Source organism: Salinigranum rubrum (assembly GCF_002906575.1).
Lineage (GTDB): Archaea > Halobacteriota > Halobacteria > Halobacteriales > Haloferacaceae > Salinigranum > Salinigranum rubrum.
Genome location: NZ_CP026309.1, coordinates 3546534 through 3560809 on the forward strand (window position 1 = coordinate 3546534; position 14276 = coordinate 3560809).

A 14276-nucleotide genomic window follows, 5' to 3' on the forward strand; every position below is an offset into this window, starting at 1 on the left:
TGATAAGGCCTGTTGTAACGATGTCCCGGTCGCCGTCGCCGTGGCGACAGCCGGGACTGACTCACGGCGACCGTACGAAAACCCTGCTGTCGGCGGGCGCTGGGGCGAGAGTTCAAGTCCGATACCGCGGCCTCACCGACCTATGCGCTGACGACGAACCGTGGACCGACCGCGGGTGTGCGACACCGGGGTCCACGGGAAGAGACGGTGTCGCCTGTTCGCACCTCCTGATTCGATGCCAACGCAGTTATTCGTCTCTCGCTCGTCGGGGCGTATATGACGAACTGGCGTGCGGTCGGAGTCGGCTTCGTCCTCCTCGTCGTCATCGGGACGGCCGGCGTCTCGGTGCCGGGGGTCGGACAGCTCGGGGCCGGACTCGTCGGCGGCTTCGCCGCGGGCTATCTCGCGGGTGGAGGACCGGGGAGCGGTGCCTGGCACGGGCTGGTCGCCGGGTCGCTCGCGGGGCTGGTCGTCGCCGTCGTCGTCGCCTTCTTCGGGAGCCTCCTCGGCGGCATCGCCGGGGGACCGCTGGGGGCGCTGGTCGGTGGGTTCGGCCCCTTCGTCGTGCTCGCGGCGATCACCCTCCTGCTCGCAGCCGACAGCGCGGTCGCCGGCGCCCTCGGCGGGTGGGTCAAGCGCCAGACGACGTGAGGAGACGGGCCACGCGGACTCACTCTCGGTCGAGGTACTCTCCCTGAACGGCGACGACCTCCGTCGAGTCCGCACAGTCGGCGTACCGGCGGAGCGGTTCGTCGTTGAGTTCGAGGAACGTCTCCCCCATCGGAACTTCGAGAGGATTCGCTCCGCGTGGTCGCGCTCGCCGAAGAGACAGAGGGCGGCGGCGAGCGCTTCGACCGTCGTCAACTGGAGCGGGCGTCCGAAGTTCACCGGATTGGCCGCGACGAGATACGGCAGGGCGCGGTGTTCGCCGCGGAGCGAGAAGTGTTTCTCGCCCGCGGACTCCCAGGAACAGTCGAGCGCGACGAGCGTCTCGGTCGCGTCCGCCGGCGAGAGCGCCTGCTCGGCGTGGGGGTTCAACACGACGCCGTACGGCGTCGCCCTGTCGGAGCGGTGGAGCGTCGCGAGGTCGAACCGCGCGAGCTTTCGCGCCGTGCACTTGTCTGGGTCGTCGTCGCCCTCGTAGCGGACGTGCAGGTCGACGGACACGGGTGTCGGTAGACGAGCCGCCGGTAAAGCGCGTTCGGGTGCTAAGCGGTCAGGACGTCCGGCCGGGACGCTCGCCCACGAGCGTCCGACGCCGCCGAGTGTACTCCTCGTCGTCCAGTTCGCCCCGGACGTACGCCTCTTCGAGCGTGGCCAGCGCGTCATCCGTCCGCGCTGCGACGGCGCTCATCGCGAGCAGAACGCAGACGAGGACGAGGAAGCCGACGACGACGAGCATCGTCAGGGACACGCCGGCGCTCGAACCCGCCCCACCGACGAGCATCGCGTCGACGCCCGGAGGCATCGCACCGGGAGCGGTCGTGCCGGCCGCGGGGCCGTAGTGGGCGTGCGGTGCCGCGGCGACGACGCCCCAGAAGAGCAGCCGCCACGAACCCCAGAGTGACAGGCCGAGCAGCGGAACCACGAGGAGAACGGTGACGACCCAGGCCGCGAGGTGCGCACCGTGCGTGCGTCGAAGAGCCATACGAGAACGTACGACGCCCAGCACGACCCCATCCGCGGTGGTTCCCGGCGGGTGAGAACGGGTGTCAGTCCTCGGCACCGAGCGCCGACTCGCCGACTTTCTCGTGTCCCTCGATGGCCTCCTGTCCGCCCATGTACGGCCGGAGCGCCTCGGGAACGGTGACGGTGCCGTCGTCGTTCTGGTAGTACTCCAGGATGGCGACCATCACCCGCCCGACGGCGGTGCCGGAGGCGTTGAGCGTGTGGAGGTACTCCGCCGACTCGTGGTGTTCGGGGCGGTACCGGATGCCGGCGCGGCGGGCCTGGAACGCCTCGAAGTTCGAGGCGCTGGAGACTTCGAGCCACCGTCCCCCCATCTCGGGCCCGTCGTCGGCGTCCGTACCGGGCGCCCACACTTCGAGGTCGTACGTCTTCGCCGAGGCGAAGGTGAGGTCGCCGGTACAGAGAGAAAGCACTCTGTAGGGGAGTTCGAGCCGTTCGAGCACCTCGCTCGCCTCGTCGACGAGCGCTTCGAGGCGGTCGTACGACTCGTCGGGTTCGACGAAGTTGACGAGTTCGACCTTGTTGAACTGGTGGACGCGGACGATTCCCCTCGTCTCGGTGCCGTGTTCGCCCGCTTCGCGCCGGAAGTTGGGCGTGTACGCCTGGTGCTTCAGCGGGAGGTCCTCGCGGAGGAGGATGTCGTCGGCGTACATGTTCGTCACCGGCACCTCGGCCGTCGGGCAGAGCCAGAGGTCGTCGTCGGTGTAGTCGTCGAACTCGTCGCCGCCGACGCGGTAGGCGTCCTCGTTGAACTTCGGAAGCTGGCCGGTGCCGCGCATCGACCGGCTCTTCACCGGGATGGGCGGGAAGACGTCGACGTACTCCTGCTCGCGGTGGACGTCGAGCATGAACTGGATGAGCGCGTGTTCGAGTCGGGCACCGTCGCCCTTCAGGAAGTAAAAGCCCGCGCCCGTCGTCTTCGCGCCGCGCGCCTCGTCGATGATGTCGAGGTCCTCGCCGAGGTCGTAGTGCGGAACCACCTCTCCCGGGAGATCACGGAGGTCTTCGAAGCCCCACCGGTCCACCTCGACGTTGTCCGCTTCGTCCTCCCCGACGGGAACCGACTCGTGGGGGACGTTCGGGAGTTCGAGCAGTCGCTGCTCCAACGCCGATTCGAGTTCGTCCGCGCGCGCTTCGACCTCCCCGATTCGCGATTTGAGTTCCTGCGAGCGCTCGATGGCCGCGTCGGCCTCGTCGTGCTTCCCCTCTCCTTTCAACTGTCCGATCTTCGACGAGACCTCGTTGCGCTCGTGACGGAGTTCGTCACCCTCGCTCTTGAGGCTGCGCCACTCGTCGTCGAGTTCGAGGAGTCGATCCAGGTCGGTGTCGTACCCGCGCGCTTCGAGCGACTCCCGAACCTCGTCGGGGTGCTCGCGGAGGTACTGCCTGCTCAGCATTTGATTCGAGTTCAGACGGCGGCGGCAAAACCGTGTCGTTCGACCGGCGTCCGCGAGAGGCGTCACGGGTCGACCCGGCAGGTCGTACCCGTCGCCAGCCCCTCCCGCTCGATGTGGGCTGCGAGACAGCCGTAGTTGCAGAACCGGCCGGCGACCTCTCGGTCGTCACCGAGGCCCTCCGAGACGACCACTGGGTCGTGCATCTCGACGTCACAGCCGCAGTAGGTGCAGGCGGTCACACCCGTCCTGTTCATCGGCGGCGGTCGTATCGGTGTCGGTGGCCGTCGAGACGGTCCACGGCCCGGGGCGGTAACGCGGCGTGCCGGCGACCGAACCCTTTTGCCACGCCGCCGCCCTCCTGTGGCCATGGCCATCGGCGACAGGTTCGAAGTCCCCGACAGCACCGACCTCTACTACGTCGACGTCGGCGCGTACGGCGTCCCGGAGTACGGGACGGTGTACGTCGTCGACGCGGAGCGCCCGGCCGTCGTCGACACCGGACTCGGGCGGAACCGCGAGTACGTCTTCGACCTGCTCGACGAACTCGGGGCCGACCCCGAGTACATCGTCGCGACCCACGTCCACCTGGACCACGCCGGCGGCGCGGGCTACCTCGCCGAGCGGTACCCCGAGGCGACGGTCGTGACGCCCGAACGCGGCGTCGAGCACCTCGTCGACCCCTCGCGCCTGGTCGCGGGGACGAAAGCGGCCGTCGAGGACCAGTGGAAGTACTACGACGAACCGCTCCCCGTGCCCGAAGAGCGTATCGAGGGCCTCACCGACGGGGACGTTCTCGACCTGGGCGACCGGGCGCTCACCGTCCACCACGCGCCGGGACACGCCCCCCACCACTGTTTCCTCCACGACGACGGCGACGACGTCGTCTTCACGGCCGACGCCGCGGGCATCTTCGTCCCCGAGACGGGCGACGTCCGACCGACGTCGCCGCCCGCACAATTTCACCTCGAGAAGAGTCTCGCCGACGCGGACACCATCACCGCGCTCGACCCCGACATCTTGTGTTACGGCCACTTCGGGGCACGCGCGTACGAGGCGGGCGTGATGGACGAGTACAAACGCACCCTCGTCGAGTGGGTCGAGGCCGTCCGCTCGAAGCGCATCGAACTCGCAGACGACGGGGCGGTCATCGACTACTTCATGGACCACACGGACATGGTCGACGTGTGGGGGCCAGAAAAGGCCCGTGCGGAGGAGCGCCTCAACACGAAGGGCGTACTGGGCTATCTCGACTACGTCGGCGAGACGTAGCCGGAGCGACCCGATCGAACCGAGCGCCGTGAGTGCGGTGCGTCGGACCGGTCACGCCGGGAGGACGGGCACGGGGGCCGTCCGGAGGACGCGGTCGGTGCAGGAGCCGATGTGCGGGGCCGGGTGCGCCGAGGCGCCGTGTCGACCCATCACGATGAGGTCGACGTCGTTCTCGTCGGCATAGGTGGTGATGATCTCGTGTGGCATCCCGCGCTGGACGCTCGTCTCGACGTCGAGTCCCGCCTCGGTCGCGCGGGCGACGATTTCTTCGAGGTAGCCTTCACCTTCGGCCTCCAGTTGTTCGAATCGCAACTCCATGTCGGAGAGCGCGGGCGTCTGCCCGTAGATGCGTTCGTCGACGACGTACAGCGCGTGAACCGTCGCTCCGTACTGCTTCGCGATGTCGACGCCCGCGGTCACGCCACGGCCTGCACCGGTGCTTCCGTCGGTCGGGATGAGAACGGTGCGGTACATACCGGAGAGAGGATGTCGAGCGAGTTATACTTCCTCGCGACTCCCGGCACCTGAGAACCGCCTGCCACGGACAATCTATGGCTTTATGTCCGAGGGGGGCTTGGACCGCCGTACATGGAGGCGAAGTGAATGGCAACCGGTGGCGGAGTGAGCCTCATCCCCATCGTCGCAGCCATCATCGGTATCGGCGTCATCTCGCAGGTGCTCTCCGACCGGTTCCAAGTCCCGAGCGTCGTCTTCCTCATCGCGGCCGGCATCACGCTCGGCCCCGAGGTGCTCGGTGTCGTCAACCCGGACGTGTTCGGGAGCGGCCTCTCGGACATCGTCGGCCTCTCGGTCGCCATCATCGTCTTCGAGGGGGCGTTCCACCTCCGCATCGAGAAGCTCCGGGAGGCACCGGCGGCGACGGTGCGACTCGTCACCGTCGGGGCCGCCATCGCGCTCGTCGGAACCGCGGCGGCCGTCCACTACCTGCTCGGAGCGGCGTGGCTCGTCGCCTTCCTCATCGGCGCGCTCCTCGTCGCGACGGGGCCGACCGTCATCGCACCGATCCTCGAAGTCGTCCCGGCGCGCGACCGCGTCGAGGCGGCGCTGGAGACGGAGGGTATCGTCAACGACGTCACCGCCGCCATCCTCGCGGTCGTCATCTTCGAGGCGCTCATCGCCGAGGAGACGGGCGCCGGCGTCTTCGTGACCCTGTTCGCCGAGCGACTCGGAATCGGGATGCTCGTCGGCGTCATCGTCGCCGCCGTCGTCTACTACCTCTTACAGTACGTCGACCTCTCGCCGGGGAACGCCCCGCAGAACGCGCGACTGCTCGTGCTGGCGGGCGCGCTGGTCGCGTACGGCGCCGCGGACGCCATCGTCACGGAGGCCGGCATCGCCGCCGTCGCCACCGCGGGCGTCCTCCTCGGCAACCTCGACGTTCCCTACGAGCACGACATCTCGGAGTTCAAAGGCGACATCACCCTCATCGTCCTCTCGTTCGTCTTCATCGCGCTCGCGGCGCTCTTGCAGTTCTCGACGCTCATTCAACTCGGCGCTGCCGGTCTCGGGGTGGTGGTGGCCGTCGCGCTCGTCATCCGCCCGGTCGTCGTGTTCGCCTCGTGTATCGGCGACCGCTTTACGACCCCCGAAAAGTGGTTCATGAGCTTCGTCGGCCCGCGCGGCATCATCCCCGCGTCGGTGGCGACGCTGTTCGCCATCGAACTCCGAGCGCAGGGGCTCACCGAGGCCGCGGACCTCCTCGTCGGCACCGTCTTCCTCGTCATCCTCATGACCGTCGTCTTCGAGGGAGGCTTCGCCCGACGGATCGCTGAATACCTGGACGTGATTCCAATGCGTGTACTCGTCATCGGAGGCGGTAAGGTGGGCCGAACGCTCGCCGAGCGCCTCGAAGACCGCGGAGAGAACGTCGTACTGATCGAGAACAACCGAGACACCGTCGAGACCGCCCGCAACGAGAGCTTCGCCGTCCACTTCGGCGACGGCACCGACACCGACGTCCTCCGCTCCGCGGGCGCGGAGAAGGCGAAGGTGGTCGTCGCCGCCACCGGCGACGACGACGTGAACCTCCTCGTCGCACAGCTGTCGAACTCGAAGTTCGCGCCCGAGACAATCCTCGCGCGCGTCAACAACCCCTCGAACGTCGAGGCGTTCGAGGAACTCGGGGTGCGGACCATCTCGACGACGCTCGCGACGGCGCAGGCGCTCGACAACTACATCGAGCGCCCCGCGATGATGAACTGGATGGGCGAAATCGGCCGCTCCGGCGACGTCCAGGAGGTGGAACTCACGGCCGACGAACTCATCGGGATGACCATCGAGGAGATCAGCGACGAACTCCCCGACGGCGTGCTCATCGCGCTCGTCGCCCGCAACGACGACGCGCGCGTCCCGGTGGACGACTTCACCGTCGAGTACGGCGACCGTATCACCATTCTCGGCGAACGCGAGAACGTCCGCGAGGCGATGACGTTCGTCCACCCCGAGAACTGATATCGAGCGAAACCGAGTCGAGTAGTCGAGTTCTCGCGGAAGCCACACGTCGGGCGGGGCCAGAGGGTCGACGAAGGCCGAGAGAACCGTGTTCGGGACGAGTGAGCTACCGAGCGAGCGTGTTCCGTGAGTGAAACGGTGCATCCGGGAAGGACTGGTACGTAGACCGCACGGGGCACGGTCGAATCTCCGCTCGTCGGGTGATGCGCTCTCCGCTCGTCTCGACGCCTTCGAGGTCCGCGAGTCTCACCACACGACACGTCGCTGTCCGCACTGTTCCGAACGCGTTCGCAGCAAGCAGTGCGGGGGGAGTTCGAAGTCGGCGTTGACCCCCGAGGTCGGAGGCGAGAGAACACGGGAGAACGACTACGACTGCGACCGGGCCCAGCGGACGAAGACGGCCCAGTAGCCGACGACGAGCCCGCCGAGGAGGAGCCAGACGGGGTCGCCCAGCGCGGGTTGGCCGACGAGGCCGGCCTCGACGGCCGCCATCCCGACACCCGCGAGGGCGGCCGCCACTCCGACGGCGACGAGACGCTTCATGCCCGCCTGATTGTGCACTTGCCGACATATTCGTACCGGTTCACGACGAACGGAGGGTGGAAGCACGACGCCACCTTTATCGCCCGCTCCCGACAACTGAAACCATGCGCCACGCCAAGGGCCCACTCCTCTCGATCGACCTCACAGACCGAACGACGAGCGAGGCGGATATCACCGACGTGCTCGCGTCGTTCATCGGCGGGCGGGGCGTCGGAACGAAACTCGCCCACGACCGCGTTCCGTTCGACGCCGACCCCCTGGGTGAAGAGAACCGACTGTACTTCACCACGGGGCCGATGCAGCACTCGCAGATGTCCTTTACCGGGCGGATGAACGCGACGGCGGTCTCCCCGCTGACGGACGGGCTGTTCTCGTCGAACGCCGGCGGCTTCATGTCGCGGAACTTCACCGCGACGGGCTACGGTGCCGTCGAACTCCGCGGTGCGAGCGACGAACTCCTCGCGCTTCACGTCACCGACGAGGGCGTGGAGTTCGAACCCGTCCCCGACCTCGCGGGCGCGACGACCTCCGAGACGGTCGAGTACGTCGAGGAGTCACAGGGTCTCGAAGCGGAACACGTCGCCAACATCGGCCCCGCGGGCGAGAACGAGGTCCGCTTCGCGTCCATCATGACCTCCGAGTCTCGGGCGTTCGGCCGCGGCGGCCTCGGTGCCGTGCTGGGTGCGAAGGGCGTGAAACTCATCACGTTCGACGGGGACTCGACCCAAGAGGTCGACATCCCGCCGATCCAGATGGACGTCCACCGCGAGGCCGCCACGGACGACCACATCATGAAGCGACAGGGCACCACCTCCGTCACGGACCTCGGCAACGAGGTGAGCGCCCTCCCCACGAGATACTTCTCGGAACTGCAGTTCGAGGGCGTCGAGGGGATCAACGGCGACAGAGTGGAGGAGAAGAAGTTCAAGAAGGGGACCTGCTCGGCGTGTGCGTTCGCGTGCAAGCTCCCGACGAAGGACGAAGAACGGGGTGTCGAGACCGAAGGGCCGGAGTTCGAGACGGTGATGTCGTTCGGGTCGAACTGTGCGGTCGACGACATCGTCGACGTGATGCAGTCGAACGAACTCTGCGACCAACTCGGGATGGACACCATCTCCGCCGGGGACACGGTCGCGGCGTACCTCGCGAGCGAGGACGAGTTCGGCAACGTCGAACTCGTCCACGAGACCGTGGAGAAGATCGCCCACCGCGAGGGCGTGGGCGACCTCCTCGCCGAGGGCGTCGCCCGCTGTCACGAGGAACTCGGGGTGGAGAACTGGAGCGTCAAGGGGCTGGAGTTCCCCGGCCACGACGGTCGGACGCTTCAGGGTCAGGGCCTCTCGTTCGCCGTCGCGAACCGCGGCGCGGACCACATGTACGCCACCTTCTACGCGCTCGAATACCCGCTGGTCGACAAGGACCAGGCGATGGACCCCTCGGGACTCGACGCGAAACCCCAGCGACTCATCGACCGGGAGAACCACCACGCGGTCCTCGATTCGGGCGTCGTCTGCAAGTTCTCGCGCGGGTTCGTCACCGACGAGCGCCTCGCGGAACTGCTCGGCGAGGAGTTCGACGACCTGATGGCCGTCGGCTCGCGCATCGTCGACCTCGAACGTCACTTCAACAATCAGCGGGGACTGGACCGCGACGCCGACACCCTCCCCTACGAACTCCCGGGCATCGAGGAGGCGCTCGACGACTACTACACGGCCCGCGGGTGGACCGCGGAGGGAACCGTCCCGGACGGACGGCTCGCCGGGTCCGGCGGTGCCGCACCGGCCGACGATTAGGGGAGAATAGCGTAGAGCCCGCGGAGCGAACACCTCGGTCCGCAGTCGTCAGGACCGAATCGACCGCCAGACGGCGCCTGCGGCCGCGACGGTGACGCCGGCGACGGCCGTCGCGGCGCCGAACCCTGGCATCGACGTGGACGTCGATGTCGGTGTCGACGTGGACGTCGACTCGGTACCGACGTCGATGCCGCTTCGGGTCACCTCTTCGAGGCTCAGGTCGAGGTAGCCGTCGCCGCACGCTTCCTGGTTGCTCACGATGAACTCCTGGTCGGGGCGGACGTTGTCGTTCGAGCGGGAGGCGAATCCCGTCGCTTCGACCGACTCTTCGGTGTCGTCCCGCTCGTCCGTGAGTGCCAGCTGATACGAGATGATCCGGTCGGCTTCGAGCGAGTCACAGCTGGCGACGTCGGTGTCGCTCGCGTCGGTTTTCCCCTGGTCGATCACCTGGAGTAAGAGCCCGGTGAAGTCGTCGTTGCCCAGTTTCGACGTATCGTCGGGGACGACGAGCGAGGTCGTGATCTCGGCCCCCTCGCTCTGGGCACCCGCGACGCCGGTCGCCGCACCGACTCCGGCGGCGGCCGTCGCCGCCAGTACGCCCCGTCGCGTCCACTCGTTCGACACTGCGTCGTGACTCTCACGGCACCGGTCGCGCATGCGTGATGAGTAGCGACTCCGTCCAAAGCAACTGCTGCTTGCACACCAAAGAGGAGACCACACGTCGGCGGTGGGCGACGCTCGATGGCCGGAGACGCCGGTGAATCTCTCGTTAATTGGTGTAACAGCCGACTAATAATCCCGGTGGGGGCGCTCACGAACGTGAATGCGACTCATTCAGATCCACGTCCCGAACGACGACCTCCCCGCCGTCAGAGGGGCGCTCTCGGAGGGCGACGTCGACCACGTCCTCGTCGACGAAGCCGGGCCCGACGAGGGGGTCCTCGCCCAGATTCCGGTCCCCTCCGGGGCCGTCGACGCGGTGCTCGAAACCCTGTACGACGCAGGGCTCGATGAGTCGACCTACACCGTGGTGACGGACGCCGATCGAACGACGGTGTCGAACGTCGACGAGTTGACCGAGCGGTACGTCGAAGGCCCGCGCGGGAGTGCCGCCATCTCCCACCCCGAGATACGCGAGCGGGCGAGCGACCTCAAGCCGGAGACGGCGACGTATATCGCGTTCGCCGCGTTGAGCGCCATCGTCGCCGTCGGCGGCCTCCTGCTCAACTCGGCAATCGTCATCGTCGGGGCGATGGTGATCGCCCCGTTCGCCGGTTCGACGCTCTCTGCGAGCGTCGGTGCGGTCATCAGCGACCGCGAGATGGTCGTCGACAGCTTCACGTCACAGGCGGTCGGCCTCGTCATCGCGCTGGGCGGTGCGGTGCTGATGGGCGTCACCCTCCAGCGAACCGGCTTCGTCCCGGCGTCGCTCGTCGTCAGCCGGATCGACCAGGTCGCCGCCTTCGCCACGCCGAACCTGCTAACGCTGATCATCGCTGTCGCCGCCGGGTTCGCCGGCGCGCTCGCGCTGGCGACCGACCTGCCGGTGTCCATCGCCGGCGTCGCCGTCGCCGCCGCCATCGTCCCCGCCGCGGCGACGGCCGGCATCAGCATCGTCTGGGGGCAGCCGCTCATGCTCGCCGGCGCGGTCGTTCTCCTCTTGATGAACATCGTCTTCATCAACCTCGCCGCGTACATCGGCCTCGTCTCGCTCGGCTACCGGTCGTCGATCCTCGGAAGCCTCCGCGAGAACGTGTCCGTCTCCGCTCGAACCGGCGCGTACGCGCTCATACTCGTGGTGTTCCTCGTGCTCGTCGTCGTCACCGTCGCCGCGACGAGCCAGCACATCGCGTTCGAGCGGGCGGTCAACGAGGACGTCGAGTCGGTCATCGGCTCCGACCAGTACGCCTCGCTCGAACTCATCAGCGTCGAGACGGGCTACAGCGACGGGAACCTGTTCGGGCGGGCCGAGTCCGTGACGGTCACGGTGAGTCGCTCGTCCAGCGACGCGGAGTACGAGGCGCTCGCAGAGCGGTTGCGGACGCGAATCACCGAGGACACGGGACGGCCGGTCACGGTGAGCGTCCGGTTCGTCGACTACCAGCAGTCGACGCCGACGACGACCGCCGCACAGCCGGAACTGTTCACCCGACTCGTGCAGGAGCTCCGCGAGTTGCGCGCGGCACTCGGTCGAGCGTTCGGCTCTGCGGCCGTCTGTCCGTCCACCGGAGCCTGCTGAGGACCGACCGCAGGCTCGTCGACGTGGTCGGGAGCCCCGCTCGAGTCTCACTCCCGCGCGAACTCCACCGCCGCGCCCTCCCACGACGACCGTTTACCCGCTCCCTCGCTCCGCTCGGTCGCTCCAAAAGCTCGGCCAAAATACCGCTACCGCGCGAACTCCACCGCCGCGCCCTGTCCGAAGCCGACACAGAGCGTCGCCAACCCTCGCGAAGCCCCTCGCTTCCGCATCTCGTGGACGAGCGTCACCGGGAGTCGAGCCCCGGAGGCACCGAGCGGGTGCCCGATGGCGATTGCGCCGCCGTTGACGTTGAATCTCTCCGCCTCGATGCCGAGTTCGCGGCGGCAGTAGATGGTTTGAGAGGCGAACGCCTCGTTCAGTTCGACGAGGTCGTAGTCGTCGATGTCCCGGCCGGCCCGCTCTAGGAGCCCGCGCGTCGCCGGGACGGGCCCGATACCCATCACCGTCGGGTCGACGCCGGCGACGTGGTTCGTCCCGACCCGGGCGAGGACGTCGAGGCCGTAGTCGGCGGCGAACGACTCGCTCGTGACGAGAACGAGCGCCGCGCCGTCCGATATCTGCGAGGCGTTCCCCGCCGTCACCGTTCCCCCCCCGCTGAAGGCCGGCGGGAGCTTCGAGAGCCCCTCCAGCGAGGTGTCGCGCCGGATTCCCTCGTCCGCAGTGACCGTCCCCGCCCCGACTTCGACGGGGACGAGTTCGTCGTCGAACCGGCCCGAGTCGGTCGCGTCGGCGGCCCGCTGCTGCGACCGGAGGGCGTACTCGTCCTGCGCCTCCCGGGAGACGTCGTACACCTCGGCGACCTTCTCGGCCGTCGCGCCCATCTCCAGGTCGGCGAGGTCGTACTCGCTCGCCAGCCGCGGGTGGAGTTCGTCGTACGGCATCGACGAGAGGGGGACGCGCGACATGCTCTCGACGCCGCCGGCGACGACACAGTCGCGGTTCCCCGCCGCGACGGCGTCCGCGGCGGAGATGACCGCCTGCATCGACGACGCACACCAGCGGTTGATGGTCGTCGCGGGCGTCCCCTCGCCCAGTTCCGACAGAAGCGCGACGACGCGGGCGACGTTGGCGTCCTGTTCCCCGCGCTGCTGGGCACAGCCCCACATGAGGTCGTCGACGACGGCGGGGTCCAAGCCGGTGACGTCGAGGAGGTGGTCGACGAGAGTCGTCGAGAGGTCCTCGCTCCTGACCTCCGAGAGGACACCACCGTCTTTTCCCTGCGGGGTTCGGTAGGCGGCCGCGACGACGGGCGTTGACATACCGAAGTGTCGACGGTCGGCGCGTATAAATCCGGGCGGCGACCGCTCGACCGTCGCCTGATCGAACGCCGACGACGGCGACTGTGCCGTCACAAGGCACTTGCCTTCGGCCGGTGAGGCCGCCCGTATGCCCCTGCCCTCCATCCTGACGCGACGCCGACTCCTCGCCGGGGTCGGGGCCGTCGCGCTCGCCGGGTGTCTCGGCGACGACAACGACGGGTCGGAGCCGGCGACGGCGTCGTCGACAGCGACGAATCCGGCGGTCACGGCGACGGCGACCACGGAGTCGCGGTCCACGACGGCCGTCCCGTCCTGTGCAGTCGACGCCGACCTCCCGACGACCGAATTCGGCCCGCCGTATCCGCCGCTCGGGGCCGTCGACTCGCCGGCGCTGGCTGTCGATTTCGCGCTCGAATTCGAGGAGGCGCTCCAGCGGAACCGCGTCCGGATACTCGAACCGGCCATCTCGTACGTCAGACTCGATTCGGACGAGTCGACCGACGTCCGGTCGGTGGAACGGGGATTCCTCGTCGGTGCGCGCGTCGAGTTGACGTACGGCAACGAGGTCCATACGAGCAGCGGAACGGCGACCGGGTTTCAGAAGCGGCACGTGGCGACGGCCGCGTACTTCGTCGGCGACCGGGCGCTCCGGGTCGGGACGGCGGAACTCGCGGTCGTCGACCCGCGGGACGCGGCAGATGGGGAAACCGTCGCCTGCGGGGAATAAGCGGTCCCGGAGTCTCGTCGCGGGCGTCTCGGCCGCAGAACAGTTCGGGCGCGACGTCGGCAGAAGCGTGCCGTCGCCGGTCGACTCGCGACGTGGTGAGGTCGTCGCTGTCGGACGCGTCGTTGTCGGGCGTCCCGGTCGATTCGGACGGCGCGTCGGTGGTCATGATCGTCGGCTGTTCGGTCGCATCCCGCCGTCTCCCGGCGGCAGTTCGTCCGCGGGGCCGCGGGGAGCACCGCGAGCGAGAATCTCCTCGGCGCGGGCGAGGTCGGCGCGCGTGTCGACGTCCAGAAGTCGCTCGATGCCGACGGTGGCGGCGACGTGGCGCTCGGGGATGACGACCGGCGCGAGCGACTCGACGACGTCGCGGAGGTTGCCGCCGGTGTCGAGTGCCTCGGTCGCCGCGGCGGCGGCGGCGCGGACGTTGACCGCCGTCGGGAACGGTTGCGTCCGGCCCCCGGTTCGGATGACGACGCCGGCGGTCGTCGACTGCTCGACCCGGTCGAGCAGGTGACCGAGGAACGCCGACGGGACGAGCGGGAGGTCACACGCCGTGACGACGGCTGTGAGCCGCTCGGTCTCGCGGAGCGCCGTCCGGAGGCCGGCGACCGGGCCGAGGCCGTCGATGGGGTCGACGACGAACGAGACGCTCTCTCCCGCGAGCGCGGACTCGAACGCGGGACGCTGGTCCGCCCGACAGCTCACGATGACCTCGTCGACGACGGGCGAGACTGCCTCGACGGCGCGGGTGAGGAGTGGCCGTCCACCGAGTGGGGCGAGCGCCTTGTCGCCGTCCGCGAAGCGCGTCGACCGGCCGCCGGCGAGGACGATGCCGGCCCGTCCCGTGTCCGCCTTTATCGCCGACAT

14 protein-coding genes and 1 pseudogene are annotated in these 14276 nt (G+C 68.5%); 6 read left to right on the forward strand and 9 right to left on the reverse strand.

All coding sequences use genetic code 11. The features are described 5' to 3' along the window. The first annotated feature begins 276 nt into the window (after positions 1–276). Positions 277–651, forward strand: coding sequence for a DUF5518 domain-containing protein (locus C2R22_RS17375; protein WP_103426883.1), 375 nt, complete (start codon positions 277–279; stop codon positions 649–651). A gap of 19 nt (positions 652–670) precedes the next feature. Here C2R22_RS17375 and C2R22_RS17380 read toward each other — a convergent pair. From C2R22_RS17380 to C2R22_RS17395, 4 genes and pseudogenes are all read right to left on the reverse strand, one after another. Beyond that, positions 671–1167 (reverse strand): annotated as a pseudogene (locus C2R22_RS17380) (DUF367 family protein). 49 nt (positions 1168–1216) lie between these two features. Then, positions 1217–1648, reverse strand: a complete 432-nt coding sequence (locus C2R22_RS25935) for an SHOCT domain-containing protein (RefSeq protein ID WP_103426884.1) — start codon at positions 1646–1648, stop codon at positions 1217–1219. Positions 1649–1712: 64 nt separating this feature from the next. After that, positions 1713–3086, reverse strand: coding sequence for a serine--tRNA ligase (gene serS, locus C2R22_RS17390; RefSeq protein WP_103426885.1), 1374 nt, complete (start codon positions 3084–3086; stop codon positions 1713–1715). A 62-nt stretch (positions 3087–3148) separates the two neighbouring features. Beyond that, the gene (locus C2R22_RS17395; protein ID WP_103426886.1) at positions 3149–3340 is read right to left on the reverse strand and encodes a hypothetical protein; all 192 of its coding nucleotides are present in this window, start codon (positions 3338–3340) and stop codon (positions 3149–3151) included. Positions 3341–3452: 112 nt separating this feature from the next. Here C2R22_RS17395 and C2R22_RS17400 point away from each other — a divergent pair, with 112 nt between their 5' ends. After that, complete coding sequence (locus tag C2R22_RS17400; RefSeq protein WP_103426887.1) at positions 3453–4355, forward strand: MBL fold metallo-hydrolase; 903 nt, start codon at positions 3453–3455, stop codon at positions 4353–4355. A gap of 51 nt (positions 4356–4406) precedes the next feature. Here C2R22_RS17400 and C2R22_RS17405 read toward each other — a convergent pair whose 3' ends face one another. Then, entirely contained in the window at positions 4407–4829 is a 423-nt protein-coding gene (locus C2R22_RS17405; RefSeq protein ID WP_103426888.1) for a universal stress protein, read from the reverse strand. A gap of 129 nt (positions 4830–4958) precedes the next feature. Between C2R22_RS17405 and C2R22_RS17410 the strand changes: the two genes are divergently transcribed. Next, complete coding sequence (locus C2R22_RS17410; RefSeq protein ID WP_103426889.1) at positions 4959–6827, forward strand: cation:proton antiporter domain-containing protein; 1869 nt, start codon at positions 4959–4961, stop codon at positions 6825–6827. Between the two features lie 366 nt (positions 6828–7193). Here C2R22_RS17410 and C2R22_RS25670 read toward each other — a convergent pair whose 3' ends face one another. Then, positions 7194–7370: a hypothetical protein gene (locus C2R22_RS25670; RefSeq protein WP_173862810.1), complete on the reverse strand. Its 177-nt coding sequence runs from the start codon at positions 7368–7370 to the stop codon at positions 7194–7196. A gap of 104 nt (positions 7371–7474) precedes the next feature. Here C2R22_RS25670 and C2R22_RS17415 point away from each other — a divergent pair, with 104 nt between their 5' ends. Further along, positions 7475–9163, forward strand: coding sequence for an aldehyde ferredoxin oxidoreductase family protein (locus C2R22_RS17415; protein WP_103426890.1), 1689 nt, complete (start codon positions 7475–7477; stop codon positions 9161–9163). A gap of 48 nt (positions 9164–9211) precedes the next feature. On the opposite strand, the gene C2R22_RS17420 is transcribed toward C2R22_RS17415, so the two are convergent. Next, entirely contained in the window at positions 9212–9820 is a 609-nt protein-coding gene (locus tag C2R22_RS17420) for a PGF-CTERM sorting domain-containing protein (protein ID WP_103426891.1), read from the reverse strand. Positions 9821–9986: 166 nt separating this feature from the next. Here C2R22_RS17420 and C2R22_RS17425 point away from each other — a divergent pair, with 166 nt between their 5' ends. Then, complete coding sequence (locus tag C2R22_RS17425; protein WP_103426892.1) at positions 9987–11402, forward strand: DUF389 domain-containing protein; 1416 nt, start codon at positions 9987–9989, stop codon at positions 11400–11402. A gap of 146 nt (positions 11403–11548) precedes the next feature. On the opposite strand, the gene C2R22_RS17430 is transcribed toward C2R22_RS17425, so the two are convergent. Continuing rightward, positions 11549–12682 carry a thiolase family protein gene (locus tag C2R22_RS17430; protein ID WP_103426893.1) on the reverse strand — a complete coding sequence of 378 codons (1134 nt, stop codon included), beginning with the start codon at positions 12680–12682 and terminating at the stop codon, positions 11549–11551. 127 nt (positions 12683–12809) lie between these two features. Here C2R22_RS17430 and C2R22_RS17435 point away from each other — a divergent pair, with 127 nt between their 5' ends. Then, positions 12810–13409, forward strand: coding sequence for a hypothetical protein (locus tag C2R22_RS17435; protein ID WP_103426894.1), 600 nt, complete (start codon positions 12810–12812; stop codon positions 13407–13409). Positions 13410–13571: 162 nt separating this feature from the next. Here the strand turns inward: C2R22_RS17435 and mobA are convergent, their stop codons facing one another. Beyond that, positions 13572–14276 (reverse strand): molybdenum cofactor guanylyltransferase, encoded by a 705-nt coding sequence (gene mobA / locus C2R22_RS17440; RefSeq protein ID WP_245902805.1) that lies wholly within the window; start codon positions 14274–14276, stop codon positions 13572–13574.

What these genes read in the sequence shown, in the direction of transcription:
- mobA (WP_245902805.1), bottom strand. Translation starts at nt 14,276, where the DNA reads ATGTCGGCGATAAAGGCGGACACGGGACGGGCCGGCATCGTCCTCGCC.
- C2R22_RS17435 (WP_103426894.1), top strand. Translation starts at nt 12,810, where the DNA reads ATGCCCCTGCCCTCCATCCTGACGCGACGCCGACTCCTCGCCGGGGTC.
- serS (WP_103426885.1), bottom strand. Translation starts at nt 3,086, where the DNA reads ATGCTGAGCAGGCAGTACCTCCGCGAGCACCCCGACGAGGTTCGGGAG.
- C2R22_RS25670 (WP_173862810.1), bottom strand. Translation starts at nt 7,370, where the DNA reads ATGAAGCGTCTCGTCGCCGTCGGAGTGGCGGCCGCCCTCGCGGGTGTC.
- C2R22_RS17430 (WP_103426893.1), bottom strand. Translation starts at nt 12,682, where the DNA reads ATGTCAACGCCCGTCGTCGCGGCCGCCTACCGAACCCCGCAGGGAAAA.
- C2R22_RS17405 (WP_103426888.1), bottom strand. Translation starts at nt 4,829, where the DNA reads ATGTACCGCACCGTTCTCATCCCGACCGACGGAAGCACCGGTGCAGGC.
- C2R22_RS17410 (WP_103426889.1), top strand. Translation starts at nt 4,959, where the DNA reads ATGGCAACCGGTGGCGGAGTGAGCCTCATCCCCATCGTCGCAGCCATC.
- C2R22_RS17420 (WP_103426891.1), bottom strand. Translation starts at nt 9,820, where the DNA reads ATGCGCGACCGGTGCCGTGAGAGTCACGACGCAGTGTCGAACGAGTGG.
- C2R22_RS17400 (WP_103426887.1), top strand. Translation starts at nt 3,453, where the DNA reads ATGGCCATCGGCGACAGGTTCGAAGTCCCCGACAGCACCGACCTCTAC.
- C2R22_RS17415 (WP_103426890.1), top strand. Translation starts at nt 7,475, where the DNA reads ATGCGCCACGCCAAGGGCCCACTCCTCTCGATCGACCTCACAGACCGA.
- C2R22_RS17425 (WP_103426892.1), top strand. Translation starts at nt 9,987, where the DNA reads ATGCGACTCATTCAGATCCACGTCCCGAACGACGACCTCCCCGCCGTC.
- C2R22_RS17395 (WP_103426886.1), bottom strand. Translation starts at nt 3,340, where the DNA reads ATGAACAGGACGGGTGTGACCGCCTGCACCTACTGCGGCTGTGACGTC.
- C2R22_RS25935 (WP_103426884.1), bottom strand. Translation starts at nt 1,648, where the DNA reads ATGGCTCTTCGACGCACGCACGGTGCGCACCTCGCGGCCTGGGTCGTC.
- C2R22_RS17375 (WP_103426883.1), top strand. Translation starts at nt 277, where the DNA reads ATGACGAACTGGCGTGCGGTCGGAGTCGGCTTCGTCCTCCTCGTCGTC.